At 40.5% G+C, this 19,709-nt stretch carries 13 protein-coding genes; 11 read left to right on the forward strand and 2 right to left on the reverse strand.

Annotation, left to right across the window (positions count from 1 at the left end):
• Positions 1 to 8 precede the first annotated feature (8 nt).
• Entirely contained in the window at positions 9 to 4,466 is a 4,458-nt protein-coding gene (gene gltB, locus PISS_RS08945) for a glutamate synthase large subunit (protein WP_058154827.1), read from the reverse strand.
• 726 nt (positions 4,467 to 5,192) lie between these two features.
• On the opposite strand from gltB, the gene PISS_RS08950 reads away from it, so the two are divergent.
• The 6 genes from PISS_RS08950 to PISS_RS08975 all read left to right on the forward strand — a co-directional run bounded on the left by PISS_RS08950 (position 5,193) and on the right by PISS_RS08975 (position 12,450).
• Positions 5,193 to 6,449, forward strand: coding sequence for an efflux RND transporter periplasmic adaptor subunit (locus tag PISS_RS08950; RefSeq protein WP_058154829.1), 1,257 nt, complete (start codon positions 5,193 to 5,195; stop codon positions 6,447 to 6,449).
• 35 nt (positions 6,450 to 6,484) lie between these two features.
• The gene (locus tag PISS_RS08955) at positions 6,485 to 7,195 is read left to right on the forward strand and encodes an ABC transporter ATP-binding protein (RefSeq protein ID WP_013465175.1); all 711 of its coding nucleotides are present in this window, start codon (positions 6,485 to 6,487) and stop codon (positions 7,193 to 7,195) included.
• A gap of 3 nt (positions 7,196 to 7,198) precedes the next feature.
• On the forward strand, positions 7,199 to 8,512 hold the full coding sequence (locus PISS_RS08960; protein WP_058154830.1) for an ABC transporter permease: 1,314 nt from the start codon (positions 7,199 to 7,201) through the stop codon (positions 8,510 to 8,512).
• Positions 8,513 to 8,526: 14 nt separating this feature from the next.
• Positions 8,527 to 9,732, forward strand: a complete 1,206-nt coding sequence (locus PISS_RS08965; RefSeq protein ID WP_028835078.1) for an ABC transporter permease — start codon at positions 8,527 to 8,529, stop codon at positions 9,730 to 9,732.
• Positions 9,733 to 9,817: 85 nt separating this feature from the next.
• The gene (locus PISS_RS08970; protein WP_013465178.1) at positions 9,818 to 11,146 is read left to right on the forward strand and encodes a sigma-54-dependent transcriptional regulator; all 1,329 of its coding nucleotides are present in this window, start codon (positions 9,818 to 9,820) and stop codon (positions 11,144 to 11,146) included.
• Positions 11,146 to 12,450 carry a sensor histidine kinase gene (locus PISS_RS08975; RefSeq protein ID WP_013465179.1) on the forward strand — a complete coding sequence of 435 codons (1,305 nt, stop codon included), beginning with the start codon at positions 11,146 to 11,148 and terminating at the stop codon, positions 12,448 to 12,450. Before PISS_RS08970 ends, PISS_RS08975 begins: the two co-directional genes overlap by 1 nt.
• A gap of 201 nt (positions 12,451 to 12,651) precedes the next feature.
• Here PISS_RS08975 and PISS_RS08980 read toward each other — a convergent pair whose 3' ends face one another.
• Positions 12,652 to 12,990, reverse strand: a complete 339-nt coding sequence (locus PISS_RS08980) for a Grx4 family monothiol glutaredoxin (RefSeq protein ID WP_008113155.1) — start codon at positions 12,988 to 12,990, stop codon at positions 12,652 to 12,654.
• Positions 12,991 to 13,254: 264 nt separating this feature from the next.
• Between PISS_RS08980 and PISS_RS08985 the strand changes: the two genes are divergently transcribed.
• The 5 genes from PISS_RS08985 to PISS_RS09005 all read left to right on the forward strand — a co-directional run bounded on the left by PISS_RS08985 (position 13,255) and on the right by PISS_RS09005 (position 19,703).
• Positions 13,255 to 13,836, forward strand: a complete 582-nt coding sequence (locus PISS_RS08985) for a superoxide dismutase (RefSeq protein WP_010388603.1) — start codon at positions 13,255 to 13,257, stop codon at positions 13,834 to 13,836.
• A gap of 209 nt (positions 13,837 to 14,045) precedes the next feature.
• Positions 14,046 to 15,968, forward strand: a complete 1,923-nt coding sequence (locus tag PISS_RS08990; protein WP_013465180.1) for a PrkA family serine protein kinase — start codon at positions 14,046 to 14,048, stop codon at positions 15,966 to 15,968.
• Between the two features lie 31 nt (positions 15,969 to 15,999).
• Positions 16,000 to 17,283, forward strand: coding sequence for a YeaH/YhbH family protein (locus PISS_RS08995; RefSeq protein ID WP_058154832.1), 1,284 nt, complete (start codon positions 16,000 to 16,002; stop codon positions 17,281 to 17,283).
• Positions 17,284 to 17,301: 18 nt separating this feature from the next.
• Positions 17,302 to 18,816, forward strand: coding sequence for a SpoVR family protein (locus tag PISS_RS09000; protein ID WP_028835074.1), 1,515 nt, complete (start codon positions 17,302 to 17,304; stop codon positions 18,814 to 18,816).
• Positions 18,817 to 18,821: 5 nt separating this feature from the next.
• Positions 18,822 to 19,703 (forward strand): universal stress protein, encoded by an 882-nt coding sequence (locus PISS_RS09005; RefSeq protein ID WP_013465183.1) that lies wholly within the window; start codon positions 18,822 to 18,824, stop codon positions 19,701 to 19,703.
• Positions 19,704 to 19,709 lie beyond the last annotated feature (6 nt).

Consider the following 19,709-nt stretch of genomic DNA (forward strand, 5'->3'; position numbering starts at 1 on the left):
CTGCCCCCTTATTGCGCCTGAACACGTAGTTCGGCGCTACTGCGAGCGCGGTGCCCGAGTAAACTTTTTACGTCACTTGATTTAGGTTTTACTAATTTGAACATCGGTAAATAAAGTTCAAAGTTAGCTAAAATAGTTTCTGCTCTGCATGAGCCTGTTAGCTCTAAATGATCAGCAATTAAGCCGCGTAAATGCTCTTGATGTGAACTTAAGTCATCTAAAGTAACCACTTCAACCAACTCTGGGTTAATGCGTTTCTCAAAATCACCTCGTTCATCTAAAATGTAAGCGAAACCACCGGTCATACCTGCACCAAAGTTCACTCCTACATTACCAAGTACACACACAACGCCACCGGTCATGTATTCACAACCGTTATCACCTACACCCTCAACAACGGCTTGCACGCCTGAGTTACGTACAGCAAAACGCTCGCCTGCACATCCTGCTGCAAACAATTTACCGCCGGTTGCACCATATAAACAGGTATTGCCAATAATTGTTGCTTTATGACTTTCAAATGACGAACCCAATGGTGGGCGAATAACTAGCTTACCGCCAGCCATGCCTTTACCAACGTAATCGTTAGCATCGCCAACCAAAGTCATTTCAAGGCCACCGGCATTCCATACACCGAATGACTGACCAGCTGTACCATGTAATTCAATAACTACCGGATCTGCGGCCATGCCTTGATTACCGTATTTATCAGCAATATACCCAGAAAGCATGGCACCTACTGATCTGTCGGTATTACAAATACGACTTACTAATGAAATGCCGCTTGAGTTATCTATTGCCTCTTGTGCCTTGCCTAGTAAGCTCTCATTTAACTCACCTAAATAATGCGAGCTATTTGGTGCACTGCAAAACAGAGTTTCACCTGTTGGGTTATTTGGCTGAGCGATAACCGCTGATAAATCTATTTTTTGCTGCTTCGCTGTTTTGCCTTCAATGGCTTCGAGTAAGTCTAAGCGACCAATTAAATCGGTTAGGTTTGCAACCCCTAAACTTGCCATAATTTCACGCGCTTCTTGAGCAATGAACTTAAAGTAATTCATCGCCATTTCTGGCAGACCATGATAATGCTTTTGACGTAATGTTTCGTCTTGTGTTGCCACACCTGTCGCACAGTTATTTAAGTGACAGATTCGTAAGTATTTACAGCCTAATGCAACCATAGGCCCTGTGCCAAAGCCAAAACTTTCGGCGCCTAAAATGGCCGCTTTGATGATATCAAGGCCGGTTTTTAAACCACCATCTGTTTGCAGGCGAATACGATGGCGAAGGCCATTTTCTACCAATGCTTGCTGTGTTTCAGCAAGTCCCAACTCCCATGGGCTGCCAGCGTATTTAACCGAGGTTAATGGACTTGCACCTGTGCCACCATCATAGCCTGAAATGGTAATTAAGTCGGCATACGCTTTTGCTACACCGGTTGCAATTGTGCCAACACCCGGTTCAGATACCAGTTTTACTGAAATCAATGCATTCGGGTTTACTTGTTTTAAGTCAAAAATAAGCTGGGCTAAATCTTCGATAGAATAAATATCGTGATGCGGCGGAGGTGAAATAAGTGTCACACCCGGTACCGAGTAACGAAGCTTGGCAATATAGGGAGTGACTTTTTCACCCGGTAATTGTCCGCCTTCCCCAGGTTTAGCGCCTTGTGCCACTTTTATTTGAATAACATCAGCGCTACGTAAGTAATGTGGGGTGACACCAAATCGACCCGAAGCTACTTGTTTAATACGTGAATTTTTTTCTGTACCGTAACGCAGCTTATCTTCGCCACCTTCACCAGAATTTGAGCAGCCACCTAAACGATTCATGGCAATTGCGAGTGCTTCATGCGCTTCTGGCGATAATGCACCAATACTCATGGCGGCTGAGTCAAACCGTTTATAAAGCTCAGTGGCAGGCTCTACCTCATCAATACTTATACCCTTTTCTGGCAGTTTTAAAGCCAACATATCACGCAGAGTCGCGACTGGACGTTGATTTACTAGCTTTGCGTATTCGCTGTAATCACTGTACTCGCCGCTACGTACTGCTTTTTGTAACGTTTGAATCACATCAGGGTTGTAAGCATGGTACTCGCCGCCGTGTACGTACTTAAATAAACCACCATGGCTTAATAATTTACGTTTACTAAGCGCCAGTTTATGCAAGCTTTGCTGATCGTCATCAAAGTCGCTAAAACACGCCCCTTTAATACGACTCGCCACGCCTTTAAAACACATCTCAACAATAGCGTCCGATAGACCAACTGCTTCAAACAGCATTGAACAACGATATGAAGCCACGGTACTAATGCCCATTTTAGACATGATTTTGTACAAGCCTTTATTAATTGCTTGACGATAAGCCAGTGTAACTTCACAGTATGACTTATTAATTACCTTGGTATCGCTCATAGCCACAAGTGACTCGTACGCTAAATACGGGTAAATTGCGGTTGCACCAAATCCAAGTAGTACCGCAAATTGATGCGCATCGCGAACGCTGCCAGTTTCAATAATAATATTTGACTCACAGCGTAAGTTATTATCTACCAAGCGTTTTTGTACCGCACCCACCGCCATAGCAGCAGGAATAGGTAATTGATTGTCATCAAAGTTACGATCCGTTAATACCAGCATAATACAGCCAGATGCGGCTTTTGCTTGTGCTTCATCACAGATGCGCTTAACCGCATTCTCAAGGCCTTCTTCTACGGTGTAAGTAATATCAATCTTACAATAGCTGTAATGCGCTTCATCGGCGTTAAGTAGCTGCTGCATATCAGCATACATTAAAATAGGCGTATCAAATTGCAGGCGTTTAGCGTGCCCTGTTGTTTCATTAAATACGTTTTGCTCACTGCCAATACACGTTGCAAGCGACATTACATGGTTTTCACGTAACGGATCAATTGGCGGATTAGTAACCTGAGCAAACTTTTGACGGAAATAATCATAAAGTGAACGGTGCCCTTCGCTCAGTACGGCAAACGGCGTATCGTCACCCATTGAGCCAGTGGCTTCTTGCCCATTTTCACCCATGACACGAATGACGCTGTCTAGCTCTTCGTTAGTATAGCCAAACATCTTTTGGTATTTGACAAGGGTTTCATCATCAAATGAGCGATTGCCCGCATCTTGCTCGGTAAGTGCTTCAAAAGGCGTTAATCGTTTAACGTTTTCTTCTAACCACGACTTATAAGGGTGGCGTGATTTTAAATCTTGGTCAATTTCATCTGAATGCCAAATTTTACCCAATTTAGTATCAATAACGAGGAGTTCGCCCGGGCCTACACGTCCTTTTTCTACCACCTCGTCAGCGGTGTAATCCCATATACCCACTTCAGAGGCTAAAGTAATAAAGCCATCTTGAGTAATAATATAACGCGCAGGGCGCAGGCCATTACGGTCTAGGTTACAGGCTGCAAAACGCCCATCCGACATAACGATGCCTGCAGGGCCATCCCACGGTTCCATATGCATCGAATTAAAATCATAGAATGCACGTAAGTCGTCATCCATAGCACGGTTTTTTTGCCATGCTGGCGGCACTAACATACGCATAGCACGGAATAAATCCATACCACCGGCTAAAAATAGCTCCAGCATATTATCGAGGCTAGATGAGTCAGACCCTGTTTCATTAACAAACGGCGCTGCGCTTTGTAAATCAGGAATAAGCGGCGAAGCAAATTTATAAGAGCGTGCACGGGCCCACTGGCGGTTACCTTCAATAGTATTAATTTCACCATTGTGCGCTAAATAACGAAATGGTTGCGCTAAAGGCCAGCGAGGCTGTGTGTTTGTAGAGAAGCGTTGATGAAAAACACAAATAGCACTGGTCATGCGAATATCAGCAAGATCGAGATAAAAATTTGGCAAGTCAGCAGGCATCATTAAGCCTTTATAGATGGTGACTAGCCCAGATAAGCTCGCAATATAAAATGATTCATCATCCATCAAGCGCTTTTCTGCACGACGACGTGCAACATATAAACGTCGCTCTAAATCTTTAGAACGCCACCCTTCAGGCGCACTAATAAAAATTTGTTCAAACCCAGGCAATTGCTTTAGGGCTATAGGTCCTAACATTGATGGATCGGTAGGGACAACACGCCAACCTAAAATATTAAGCGTTTCTTTTTCTAGTTCTTCGCTTAAAACATCTTTAGCTGCTTGTGCTAATACCGGATCAGCATTGAGGAAAATCATCCCAACGGCGTAATTTTTACCTAAATGCCAATTATTTTCAGCAGCAATAGCACGAAAGAAGCTGTCTGGTTTTTGAAGTAACAAGCCACAACCATCACCCGTTTTACCATCAGCAGATATACCGCCGCGGTGCTGCATGCGATCTAAACCGGTGATCGCCGTACGGATGAGTCGGTGACTCGCTTGGTTATTAACTTGGGCTATTAAGCCAAAGCCACAATTATCTTTTTCTAGTTTTGAGTCATATAACATGGACCCCTCCCCTTGCTGCACTGTTAACGTGGATGAACGGCTCGACGATTTGCTAACAGACGATCAAAATTAGCGTTATTCCTAACCTGAGTCAATATCTTTCTGAATACATATTCATTATATTGAATATATTTCAACTTCATTAAAAATCATAAAACAATGCTAAATATTAACATTTGAGTAGATATTGGATCGAAAACTTTAATGACACCGGTGTTATTTTTAAGAACTTGTAAATAAAACCTCCTCGCAATAGGCAGTTTACGTAAACGTAAAGGAGCCTTAAAATGAATAACTATTCACCAGATATCATTCCATCATTTTTGTTTTATTCGTAATACATCTAAACATGACATTTAATTACATCGACTTCTATTAGCACATAGTTTATTCAATGAATTTGCACGTTAGTCTTATGCTATGCATTAATTAACAACTTTCTTTGCTTTACGTTGAGGTAATCTCACCCCACAGCCAAATCAAAAAAGTGCCCGCAGCGGACACTTTTTATGTCCGCGGACACATAAAAAGAAAGTTTAAAAATAAAAAGTAATTAAATTCAACAAGATAAAAAATGGCACGCTATTCGAATATCGCATAACTATATAAATTTTGAGGGCATTCGAATGTTTACTATTGGCTTATTTTTAATTTCACCAATTATTCTGTTTATTGCCTCGCTAATGATTACTGTGTTTGAAAAACACTAAGCAAAGAGAACAAATAATGATTAAAGACACTAGCGGGCAAGACACGCAAATCTCACGACCTATAAATTTTAAAAAAAACATATGGCTGTTTATATTTACTGTGGGCTTAGTTGCTCTATGTGTATATGCATTATTAAATACTGATCAAGAAGGTACTATCTCGGTTGATAGAGTAAGCCTACAAATAGCCACAGTGGTGCGCCAATCACTAATACGTGATGTTGCAGCCAGCGGTAAAATTGTAGCCGCCAGAGCACCAAAAGTTTACAGCCCTGAACGAGGCTTTGTTTCATTGAAGGTAAATGCTGGTGACTCAGTAAAACTGAATGATGTAATAGCCATGGTTGAGAGCCCCGAGCTCACAAACGAATTAAAGCAGCAACAGTCTGTTTTAGCTCGTCTTGAGGGCGAGCTACAACGTAAACACCTTGAGGCACGCCGCCAATCATTAAGCTTAAATAAAGCGCTTGATCTAGCACAAGTAGAATTAAACGCTGCCGATAGAGAAAATCGCAGAGCGACTTTGTCAATGCAAAAAAATGTGATCAGTCAAATTGATCATGAAAAAGCCATTGATGAGCTTGCCCGTGCAAAACTTTCTTATAAACATGCAGAGCAAGAAGTTGAATTGTCCAAAGATACACTTGCTTTTGAACTACAGGCCGCTAAACGAGATGTCACTCGTCAACAACTGATTGTCGATGATCTACTTCGCAAAGTTAATAACTTAACAATTAAAGCCACTGTGTCAGGGATTGTAGGTAACTTACTAGTTCAACAAAGAGAAGTGGTAACACAAAGCCAACCATTAATGACTTTAGTTGATTTGAGTAATTTTGAAGCAGAACTACAAGTCCCTGAAAGTTATGCAAATGACCTTGGTTTAGGTATGGACGTAGAGATAACAATGGGCGCTAGCAAAGTGATGGGTACCCTTTCTGCCATTTCACCAGAAGTCAATAATAGAGAAGTCACAACACGTGTACGTTTTAACAAAGACATGACGGGCATCAGACAAAACCAACGATTAACCGCACGTATTTTATTAGAAAATCGTGACGATGTTTTACAGGTTAAGCGTGGGGCATTTTTACAACAAGGCGGCACACAGGTTTATAAAATTACCGGTGATACAGCTCAGCTCATTGATATTTCAATTGGTGCAACCAGCATTAATGCGGTTGAGTTAATTTCAGGGGTTCAAGCTGGCGATGAATTGATTATCTCAAGCTATAACAGTTTCAAACACACACACACGTTATTACTTCGCTAACAATCGCGTAGAATCAAATAATAAAAGGAAAAAGCATGTTAAAGATGAATAATATAAGTAAAGTATATCAAACTGAAATGGTGCAAACCCATGCATTACGTGACTTTAATCTGCACGTTGATGAAGGCGAATTTATTGCTGTAACAGGCCCTAGCGGGTCAGGAAAAACGACCTTTTTAAATATCGCTGGAATGTTAGAGCCCTTCTCCGCAGGTGAATACTTACTTGATGGAATTGATGTCGGTAAGTTAAACGATAACCAACGTGCAGATTGTCGAAATCAAAAAATAGGCTTTATCTTCCAAGGGTTTAATTTAATACCTGACTTAAACTTATATGAAAATATTGAAGTACCGCTACGTTATAGGGGTATTAAAGCCGCAGAGCGTAAACGTCGCATTGAAAAATGCTTAGAACAAGTTGGCCTTGCCTCTAGGGCAAAACATTTGCCGCAGCAACTCTCTGGCGGACAGCAACAACGAGTGGCCATAGCACGCGCGCTTGCTGGCGAGCCACGGTTTTTACTTGCCGATGAGCCAACCGGTAATCTCGACAGCCTTATGGCTCGTCAAGTAATGGAGCTGCTTGAACAAATAAATCGTGATGGCGCAACCATTGTCATGGTCACCCATGATGCAGAGCTTGCTCGGCGTGCCCCTCGGAACATTCAAGTTGTCGACGGTCAACTTGCCGATTTCACCTTGTACCAAGGTGCACAAAACCTTAAAAATGTTGCTGGAGCCTAAGCCATGCTATTACATTACCTCGATTTAAGTTGGCGCAGCTTCAAGCGCACGCCTTTAGTGAGCTTTTTAATGGTACTGGCGATTGCCATTGGTATTGGCATCACTATGACCAGTTTAAGCGTTTATCACATGATGTCGGCGGATCCCATTGCGCATAAAAGTAGCCAGCTCTATGCTGTGCAGCTGCAAATAATGGATGATGGCCACACTTGGTGGACGTCTGATAACCTCCCGCAACAACTAACTTATCAAGATGCTGCTAACCTATATAAATCAGAAATAGGTGGCAAGCGTTTAAAAATGGTGCGCAGTGGATTCTCTGTTTACATAGATTCTGACACAGTAAAACCATTTAGCCAAAGTGCAAGACTAACAACCCCAGAATTTTTTAATATGTTTGATCTTGAGTTTCTCTATGGTGAAAAATGGTCTCAGCAGCAAGAAGAAAACGCGGCTCCCGTTGTTGTGATCAGTGAAGAGTTAAATAATAAGCTTTTTGCTGGCGAAAATTCAGTGGGTAAAATTATTTATCTTGATGATGCGAGTTATGAAGTGGTTGGGGTTACTAGAAACTGGCCATTAACCATCAAATACTACGATTTAAATAATGGTTCATTTAATGACCCTGAACAACTTTTTATGCCATTTAGTCTTCTTGAAGCAAAACAGCTTGGTAATTGGGGGAATACCAATGGTTGGAAACATGAGGATGTTAGAAGCTTTAGTGCCAAGTTACAGTCAGAAATGGTGTGGATTCAATTCTGGGTTGAATTAACTAACGAACAACAAAAAAATGATTATGAAAATTATTTATTAGCCTACATGCAAGAGCAACAAAAGCTTGGTCGTTTTAATCGCAAAGAGTTAGCTTACAGTATTCGAGATGTTAACCAGTGGATGGCCTATAACAACGTAGTCAGTGAAGATAACAAAATTTTAGTCGCACTTAGTTTTATGTTTTTGGCTGTATGTTTGGCGAATATTCTCGGCTTATTACTTGCAAAATTTTTACGTCGAGCCCCAGAAGTCGGTGTACGCCGTGCACTTGGAGCCAGTAAGCGACAGATTTTTATGCAACATATTATCGAAGTCGCCATGCTAGGACTATTAGGTGGGCTACTTGGTATTGTCCTTGCCCAGTTTGGCTTATTGGGTGTTCGCCAAAGCTATAGCTACTACGAAAGCTTAGCGACCATGGATTTAACCATGTTATTGAGCGCCCCACTCATTGCAATTAGCACCTGCATAATAGCTGGGCTTTACCCTGCTTGGCTGGTATGTAAAACCAATCCTGCAATTTACCTAAAAAGCCAATAAGGACGAACACTATGATGTTAGAAATTAAACCTATTTTCCATGCACTGTGTCGATCTAAAGTTGGTGCGCTGCTGTTACTTATCCAAATAGCTATTACTACTGCTATTGTCAGTAACGCAGCGTTTATTATTCAAGATAGAATGACTTATCTTAATCAGGATACAGGATACCCCGAAGATGAAATACTTGCTTTTCATGTCATGCACTTTGGCAAAGATGTCAAAAGCCACCAACAATTTGAACTTGATGAAGCGATGTTAAGAGCTTTACCCGCAGTGAAAGACGCCGCCTATATAAACAACATCCCCTTATCGGGAAGTGGTAGCTCTTCTGACTTCAGTATAAATTCAGCCCCTGAGCCTGGGCTTTCTGCAAGAACTGCTTACTTTTTTACAGATGATCATGCAATTAACACGCTTGGGGTTGAACTTATTGCTGGACGCAATTTTAGAGAAGACGAAGTTGTTGTAACTAACGATAATGATCAGCGAGCCAATGTTACCATTGTGACACAGGCATTATTAAATGAGCTATTTCCTGATGAAGATGGATTAGGAAAAACAATATTCCTTGGTGATATTCCAATGAAAGTCATTGGTGTAATTAAGCATGCAAAAGGCCCATGGCTCAAAGACAGCCGCCCAAATAATGTCGCATTAATTCCTTATATAAATCCTAATATCTCGGGGAATTTTTTAGTTCGCACAGCAGCCAATGAGCGGGCAAATATTGCTAAACGAATTGAAGACGAGATGCTAGAAAATTACAACAAACGTGTAATTATTCGAATTCGGGGCCTTGACCAAGATAAAGCCCAATACATGGCTGAAGACACATTGATGATGCGTATGTTAATTGTGCTCATAACCATACTGGTATTGGTAACCGCACTGGGCATTTTTGGTTTGACGCTATTTAATATAAATAAACGTACCAAGCAAATTGGAACCCGTCGTGCTTTAGGCGCTCGTAAATCTGCAATTGTTAATTATTTTTTAGTTGAAAATGCGCTGATTTGCATTGCTGGCTTATTTTTAGGTGCTATTTCAGCACTTTTACTCGGTCAGTTATTAATGCAACATTTTTCAATAGCGGCATTACCATCAAGTTATATTGCTGTCACGGCAATCATGGTGTTTACAATGAGTCTTTTGGCTGTATTTGGCCCAGCTAAACGCGCAGCAAATATTTCGCCGAGTATCGCAACCCGAACCATATAGCACAGCTCCCAACCTATGCTACACTGGCTAAACGCGGTGTAGCATTTTCAATATTTAAATAATAATAAACAGCGATTAAATTAACATGGAAAAAATACTTATCGTTGATGACAATCCTGCAATTTTAGATGCTCTGTCATTATTGCTAGAGATTCACGACTATAAAGTGGTTACTGCAAATAGCCCATTTGAAGCTATTCAAATTGTGCAATACCAGCGTATTGCACTTGTACTTCAAGATATGAACTTTAGTAACGACACAACTTCAGGAGAAGAGGGAAAGTTACTCTTTTATCAACTCAGAGAGCTAAATCCCCATCTGCCCATTATTCTGATCACTGCATGGACCGAGCTTGAAACAGCCGTTGAACTTGTCAAAGCCGGTGCGGCTGATTATTTACCAAAACCATGGGATGATGCCAAGCTTCTTACCTGTGTTAAAAACCTAATTGAACTAGGAAAGACAAAAAAACAAAATCAAACCTTATTGCGCCACCAGCAAGAGCGGGATGCATCTTTAGAAAATGCTAATTTAGTAGGTTTAATTTATCGCAGTACGGCCATGGAGCAATTAGTTAAAATGGCATTACAAGTCGCCAAATCTGATGTCTCAGTATTAATAACAGGCCCAAATGGCAGTGGTAAAGAGCGCATAGCACAAATTATTCAAGCAAACTCACCTCGCCAAAATGCTGCGTTTATTACGGTCAATGCAGGTGCCCTTCCCCATCAACTAATAGAAGCAGAATTATTTGGTGCAGAAGCAGGCGCTTTTACTGGGATCACAAAACAAAGGATTGGTCGATTTGAAGCAGCTGACGGTGGCACATTATTTTTAGATGAAATAGGTAATCTCCCTTTATCAGGGCAAATGAAGCTCCTACGGATTTTACAAACTGGAGAATTCGAGCGCTTAGGTTCAACCCAAACTCGAAAAGTTAATGTCCGTGTAATATCAGCGACCAATGAAAACCTAACAGATGCAATCAGTAAAGGGCTGTTTAGAGAAGACTTATACTACCGCTTAAATGTGATTGAACTTAACCTACCAAGTCTTAGCCAACGACCGGATGACATACTTCCTCTTATTCGTCATTTTTTAGTAGAACGTGAGCTGGATTTACAATGCGAAAACCTACTTTTAGCCCATTCATGGCCCGGTAATGTTCGTGAGCTTGAAAATGCATGTAAACGTGTCAGTGTGCTCAAACCCAGCGGTGAGATAAGCATCGACGACTTTGGTTTAACTCCTGTTACGTCTCAAACACACACTCAAAAAGTAGAGCCTAACAAACAACAAATTGAGGATGCTATGCGTTTACATAAAGGGGTGATTGCCAAAGTAGCACGTGAGTTTGGCCTTAGCAGACAAGCACTGTACCGTCGTCTTGATAAGTTTGAGATTGCCTACTAATGGTTAAATCAGGATACCGCTTCTCTTTAACGTCTAAAGTGATTTTAGTATGCGTATTTTCCTCTGTGATCCCTGTTTTTATCTGTTGTTGGCTGCTGGGTGTTGACGCTATAAAAACAGCACTAAGTGTCATTTTTACAGCCATTCTAAGTAGTTTATTGGCTCATCGACTCAGTGGTAAACTGGTTCAAGGTATTACTTCATTAGAAACTGGCTTATTAAATTTTAAGGATGGGGAACTATCGACTTTACTGGCCTATAACCATAATGATGAATTAGGTCATTTGTGCCAGCTTTATAACCAAACTGCAAAGCAATTAAGACAAGAAAAACAATGGGTTTACCAACGAGAGTTAATGCTTGATAAGGTATTACAAAACGCCCCTCAAGCTGTATTATTGGTTAATGATAATGATTTTATTGTTTATAGTAACCACAGTGCGAGAGATTTTTTTAATGCAAGTACAGCCCTTGAAGGCGAAAAAATCTCAGCATTATTGTCTAAAGCCCCACAGCAAATAATTAATGCCGTTAATAAAGGCGTAGATGGTTTATTTATTCTTGATAAAACAGAACAAGAACCGCAAACATGGCATCTTTCAATGGGTCGCTTATTGCTTAACAACCAACACCATAGGTTGTTTGTTTTTAAACAGTTGACCCGCGAATTGAGCCGCCAAGAAGTTGAAGTTTGGAAAAAGGTTATTAGGATCATTAGCCATGAACTCAATAACTCACTAGGGCCTATGTCATCCATGTTACATAGTGCACAACTGTTAACGCAAAAAGTGGATGAACCTCGTTTAAAGCGCGTTTTCACTACCATTGAAGAGCGAATAAAGCATTTAAACGAGTTCGTTCAAGGCTATGGTAGGTTTGCTAAACTTCCACCACCTAAAATAACAACGGTTGACTGGCATTCATTACTCGATCAATTACAAAGCCAATGGCAATTTAATTTCGACCTTCAAAAAGACATCACTACAAAAGCCGATCAAACCCAAATAGAACAATTGCTGATTAACCTGTTGAAAAATGCACATGAATCAGAGTCGCTAGCAGAGCATATCAGCTTAAAAGTAACACAAGATAGCCTTGGCACTCATATTAATGTGAGCGACAAAGGAAAAGGTATGAGTGAAACAGTTATGGTCAGTGCGCTTATCCCTTTTTATTCTACCAAGGTGGCAGGAAGTGGATTAGGTTTGGCACTGTGTCGAGAAATTGTTGAAGCCCATCATGGGCAAATTAGCCTACACAATCGGGACGTCGGCGGGATCAGTGTTTTTGTAAGTTTACCTTGAGAGTTGTTTAGCTTTAAGGCTGAAAACTCATCCAATTTAGAAATGATACAATCGCGTTCTGAAGTTTATGACCTAGTGAGCTAAGTAAAAACCGCGAAAAGCTGCCTACTCATTCGGTACTGTCATTGTATAAGCAACTTTGAGTAAATACTTTATAGACATAAAAAAAGCTGCAAATCGCAGCTTTTTTTACCTAAACGCTTATTCAGCGTCTGCAGGTTTATGCTTTGCAGCTGTTTCAGTGATCAGTGGTTGTAATTCACCACGTTGAAACATTTCAATGATAATGTCACAGCCACCAATTAACTCGCCTTCAACCCAAAGTTGCGGGAAGGTAGGCCAGTTAGCGTAAGCAGGAAGCTCTGCACGAATGTCTGGATTAAGTAAAATATCCACATATGCAAACGGTTCACCGCACGACATTAATGCTTGTGATGCTTGTGAAGAAAAACCACAATTAGGCAGTTTTGGTGATCCTTTCATGTATAAGATGATTGGGTTTTCAGCAATTTGCTGTTTAATTTTATCGATGGTTTCCATTTACAACCTCAAAATGACGATAGCGAACACATTAGGCCTTGAAAAAGTTTCACTGTGGCCTCAGATATATAGATTAACATAGGCAATTAAAGCCTCAATCTTAAATAGCTTTAGCAAGAGCATTGCTGTTTGCTAAAACTTGAGTAAAATACTCAACAATTATAGTAACACTATATTCCTGTTTGGTATAGATAAGTGCCCTGTTTGCGCAGGCATTACGTATTACTAAATAGACTATCAACCAAAAGAAGATGGAGATAAAAAATGGCATTTGAACTACCGTCACTACCGTATGCAATTGATGCACTTGAGCCACATATTTCACAAGAAACGTTAGAGTTTCACCATGGTAAACACCACAACACTTATGTGACTAAACTTAACGGTTTAATCCCAGGCACTGAGTTTGAAGGTAAATCACTTGAAGAGATCGTATGTTCTTCAGAAGGCGGTGTATTTAACAACGCTGCTCAAATCTGGAACCACACTTTCTACTGGAACAGCCTATCTCCAAATGGCGGTGGCGCTCCAACAGGTGCAATTGCTGATGCAATTAACGCTAAATGGGGCTCATTTGACGCATTTAAAGACGCGTTAAACGACAAAGCAGTAAATAACTTTGGTTCAAGCTGGACTTGGTTAGTTAAACTAGCTGATGGTTCACTAGACATCGTTAATACATCTAACGCTGCAACACCATTAACAGATGCAGGTGTTACACCAATCCTAACCGTGGATTTATGGGAACACGCATACTATATTGATTACCGTAACGTGCGTCCAGATTACCTTAAAGGTTTCTGGTCACTCGTTAACTGGGAATTCGCGAACGCTAACTTCGCATAATTAGTTTTAAACTAATCTTTAAAAAGACGCTTAGGCGTCTTTTTTTATGTCCGCTACTTTATTTGATTAGGGTTATACGTAGGTTGTTTTCTAAAAGTGCATCATGATCATTTTTCATATAAATTTTTAATTTTATTGCACAAAAATTTAAATTCGTGACTAGACTTTAAATAGTGAATACATTTTCCAAGTAGGTTTCGGAGGTCATTATGACTATTTTTGATCACTACCAAGCACGTTATGAATCAACACAAGAAGAAGAGTACAGTGTTGCTGAGTTTCTAGAAATTTGTAAAACCGATAAGTCTGCTTATGCCAGTGCTCCTGAAAGATTACTGATGGCCATTGGCGAGCCTAAAATGGTAGATACCGCTACCGATACCCGTTTAAGTCGCTTATTTTCGAACCGTGTTGTTGCACGTTACCCTGCATTTGCCGATTTTTATGGTATGGAAGACGCCATTGAGCAAATTGTTTCTTATCTAAAACACGCCGCGCAAGGATTAGAAGAGTGTAAACAAGTGCTTTACTTGCTTGGTCCGGTGGGTGGCGGTAAGTCATCGATTGCTGAAAAGCTAAAGTATTTAATGCAACAAGTGCCTATTTATGCAATTAAGGGCTCCCCGGTTAATGACCATCCGCTGTCATTATTTGATCCCGTTGAAGATGCCAGCCTACTCGAAAAAGAATATGGAATTAAGTCTCGTTACCTCAAAACGGTAATGTCGCCATGGGCCGCAAAACGTTTACAAGAATTTAATGGTGATATTAGTCAATTTAGAGTGGTTAAACGTTTCCCATCAATTTTAAATCAAGTTGCGATTGCTAAAACAGAGCCCGGAGATGAAAACAATCAAGATATTTCTGCTCTTGTCGGTAAGGTCGATATTCGCCAACTTGAACACTTTGCACAAAATGATCCTGATGCTTATGCCTATTCAGGCGCATTATGTTTAGCCAACCAAGGCTTAATGGAATTTGTGGAAATGTTTAAAGCCCCCATAAAAGTGTTACATCCGCTTTTAACAGCTACCCAAGAAGGTAACTATAACGGCACAGAAGGCATAAGCGCCCTGCCATTTAACGGCATGATACTCGCCCACTCTAATGAATCAGAATGGCAAACCTTTAAAAACAATAAAAACAACGAAGCCTTTTTAGACCGTGTTTATATTGTTAAGGTTCCTTATTGCTTACGAGTGACCGAAGAAATTAAAATTTACGATAAGCTTATTGAACACAGTGAGCTTTACAACGCCCCCTGTGCGCCAGGTACACTTAAAATTTTAGCCCAATTTACCACTCTTTCGCGCTTAAAAGAGCCGGAAAACTCAAGCATTTACTCTAAGATGCGAGTTTACGATGGTGAAACCCTTAAAGACACCGATCCAAAAGCGAAGTCATATCAAGAGTATCGTGATTATGCTGGTGTTGATGAGGGCATGACCGGTCTTTCAACCCGTTTTGCGTTTAAGATTTTATCGCGAGTATTCAACTTTGACACTACCGAAGTGGCCGCCAACCCTGTGCATTTGTTTTATGTGCTTGAGCAACAAATTGAGCGTGAACAATTTAGTGCCGAGGTTGAAGAACGTTATTTAAGCTTTTTAAAAGGCTATTTAATTCCACAATATGTTGAGTTTATAGGTAAAGAGCTACAAACCGCGTACTTAGAGTCATATTCAGAATATGGCCAAAATATTTTTGACCGCTACGTTATTTATGCTGATTTTTGGATTCAAGATCAAGAATACCGCGACCCTGATACAGGGCAATTATTTGACCGTGATGCACTCAACGCTGAGCTTGAAAAAATAGAAAAGCCTGCAGGTATTTCAAACCCTAAAGATTTTAGAAATGAAATTGTTAACTTTGTACTGCGTGCTCGCGCTCATAACAATGGCAAAAATCCGCTTTGGACAAGTTATGAAAAACTACGCACGGTTATTGAGAAAAAAATGTTCTCAAACACGGAAGACTTACTCCCTGTTATTTCATTTAATGCAAAAACATCAGCTGAAGATCAGCAAAAGCATGAGGACTTTGTTAATCGTATGGTTGAAAAAGGCTACACGCAAAAACAAGTGCGCTTGCTATCTGAGTGGTATTTACGGGTTAGAAAATCGCAATAACCTTCATAATTGCAGTTTTTAGGAGGTCATTATGGCGCATTTTATCGACAGGCGTTTAAATGGCAAAAACAAAAGCACAGTTAACCGCCAGCGTTTTATTAGGCGTTATAAAAAGCAGATCAAAGAAGCGGTGTCTGATGCGATCAATAAACGCAGTGTCACTGATTCAAGCTCTGGAGAGAGTATCTCTATTCCGCAGCGTGATATTAGCGAACCTACTTTTCATCAAGGTAGAGGCGGTAATAGAGAGCAAATACACCCTGGGAACGATCAGTTCTCTACTGGCGACAAAATAGAACGCCCTAAAGGAGGCAAAGGCGGTGGCGCAGGCGAAGGTGAAGCAAGTGACTCTGGCGAAGGCCAAGATGAATTTGTTTTTTCTATCTCTAAAGATGAATACCTTGATTTGTTATTTGAGGATTTAGAACTCCCTAATTTGCAAGAAAATCAGCTTGATAAGCTAGTGCAAATGAAAACCCATCGCGCTGGGTTTTGCAGTGATGGTATGCCCAGTAATATTGATGTAGTGCGCTCATTACAAGGCTCTCTAGCTCGTCGTATTGCGATGACCGCAGGTAAAAAACGCCGCCTTAGCGAGCTTGAGGGGCAACTAGCACTGCTGCTTGAACAACCACACTGTGATAAAGCCGCTGTGGCCTTATTACAAAAAGAAATCGACACACTCAAACAGCAAATAAAAACCGTACCCTTTATCGATAATTACGACTTACGTTTTCGTAACTACGACAAACAACCACACCCAACTAGTAAAGCGGTGATGTTTTGTATTATGGATGTGTCAGGTTCAATGGATCAAGCAACAAAAGACATGGCAAAACGCTTTTACATTTTGCTTTATCAGTTTTTAACTCGCAGCTACAAAGACATCGACGTTGTGTATATTCGCCATCATACCCAAGCCAAAGAAGTTGATGAGCAAGAATTTTTTTATTCACAAGAAACAGGCGGTACCATTGTTTCAAGTGCACTAAAACTGATGAATGAAATAATAGCTGAGCGCTATAATGCTGATGAATGGAATATATACGCAGCACAAGCTTCTGATGGTGATAATTGGGCCGATGACACGCCCCAATGTGGACACATTTTACGTAATAAAATACTTAAAGCTGTTCGCTATTTTGCCTATATAGAAATTACCACACGTGCTCATCAAAGTTTATGGCGCGAGTATCAAAACATTAGTCAAACGAACAGTAATTTTGCCATCCAGCATATCCAAGGTGTTGAAGATATTTACCCTATATTTAGGGAGCTATTTAAAAAAGGTCGTCAACAGCAAGGGGCTGCATAGCCAAAGCGAGGTAGCATTATGAAAGATAATCGAATAAGTGATGGGCCCGATTGGACCTTTGAACTATTGCAACAATACCAAGACGAAATAGCCCGTGTGGCTGAGCACTATAAGCTAGACACCTACCCTAACCAAATTGAAGTGATCACCGCAGAACAAATGATGGATGCCTACTCAAGTGTAGGCATGCCCATTGGCTACACTCACTGGTCGTATGGTAAAAAATTTATTCAAACGGAGCAAAATTATAAACGCGGTCAAATGGGACTTGCGTATGAAATTGTGATTAATTCGAACCCCTGTATTGCTTACCTAATGGAAGAAAACACCCTTCCGATGCAGGCACTGGTTATGGCACATGCTTGCTATGGGCATAACTCATTTTTTAAAGGGAATTATTTATTTAAAACATGGACTGATGCAGGCTCAATTATTGATTATTTATTGTTTGCTAAAAACTATATTAGCCGCTGTGAAGAAAAGTACGGTATTTCCGAAGTAGAAAGCATACTCGACTCATGTCATGCATTAATGAGTTACGGTGTTGATAGGTACAAACGTCCACAACGAATTTCGTTATTTGAAGAGCAAAAGCGTCAGCAAGAACGGGCTGAGTATTTGCAATCACAAGTTAACGAATTATGGCGTACCATTCCTTCTCAACAGCAAGAGTCAAAAAAACACGAACGCCACTTCCCGCAAGAGCCACAGGAAAATATTCTGTACTTTATTGAAAAAAATGCTCCTTTACTTGAGTCATGGCAGCGAGAAATTGTACGCATCGTGCGAAAAATATCGCAGTACTTTTACCCGCAAAAACAAACCCAAGTAATGAATGAAGGTTGGGCCACTTTTTGGCACTACACTATTTTGAACCATTTATATGATGAGGGAAAACTAACCGACTCATTTATGTTGGAGTTTTTACAAAGCCATACTAATGTTGTGTACCAACCTCCATACAATAGCGATTATTACTCAGGTATTAACCCCTATGCACTGGGCTTTAATATGATGGTTGATATACGTCGTATTTGTGAAAACCCAACAGAAGAAGATAAACGCTGGTTCCCTGAGCATGCAGGCAGTGACTGGCTCGAGACATTGCACTTTGCAATGCAAAATTTCAAAGATGAGAGTTTTATTAGCCAATTTTTATCCCCTAAGCTGATTCGGGATTTTAAATTATTCACCATAGTCGACCATGCTAGTAACCCACATTTAGAAATAGGCGCTATTCACGACGATAATGGCTACAAAGCGGTTAGAGAAGCACTTTCTGCACAATATAACCTTAGTAATCATGAGCCTAACATACAAGTTTACGATGTTGACTTACGCGGCGACCGCTCTTTAACCCTACGATATGTACCTCATAATGCCGTTCCACTGGCTAACTCCCATGGGGAGGTATTAAAACACCTTTACAGACTATGGGGCTTTAAGGTAAAACTGGAACAGGAGTCAAATTCTGGTGAGATTTCAACCATTGGTCAATGTCCAATTGATGATTCACGCCATACAACAGAGTAAAAATAATGGACAAAAAAAAGCTTCTTGTACTGATTGATTCGGTTGAATTTGCAAAAACGTCATTGCAGCATGCTAAACAAAAAGCGCTGCAAGGCAATAAACATATTGATATTGTTGCATTTAGCTTTGAAGAAACCGGCAATATTTTATTTTCTCTGTCGCCAGAACAATTGCTTTCACTCCAAGATAAATGCCTTTCATCATTAAGGGCACAGTTGGAGCCACTGATTAGCGCAGAACTGGAGGGTTGCAGTTATACCTTTCAAACCGCATGGCATGAAGCCCCCGAGCAGTGGCTTAACGAAGATATTAATACTGATGATTACGAAATGGTGATAAAAACACGCCATATCGACAGCGACAGCCAATTTAGTGAACTTGATTGGCAACTTATCCGCTTTACGCCCATCGCTTTGTATTTAGCGGCAGATAACAAATGGCGCAAGCATACCAACATACTCGCCGCACTTGATTTAGCCAGCGAAAAAACCGCAAAACATAAGCTTAATCAGTCAATTATTAAATATGGCCTAGCATACGCACAGCGAACAGACTGTGAATTTTATGCCGGCTACACAGTGTATATTTCTCCAATATTAAGAGATTTAGGCTTAGTATTTTCAGAAGAGCAACTAGTCAATGCCTTTGAGAAATTACCTCAATCACAGCAACAACTCATTATTGATAATAACTTACGCGACAAACTTTATATTAAAGCGGGTTTACCTGAGCAGGTGATCCCAAGCTTAGCGGCCAAGCTCAATGCTGATTTAGTGATTATAGGATCTGTTGGGAATGTAGGAATTAAAGCAAAACTCATTGGTAATACTGCAGAAAAAATAATGCGCTTACTTAAAACTGACTTGCTTATTTTACCCCCCAATTAAAAAATG

Source organism: Pseudoalteromonas issachenkonii (assembly GCF_002310795.1).
Classification (GTDB): Bacteria; Pseudomonadota; Gammaproteobacteria; order Enterobacterales; family Alteromonadaceae; genus Pseudoalteromonas; species Pseudoalteromonas tetraodonis.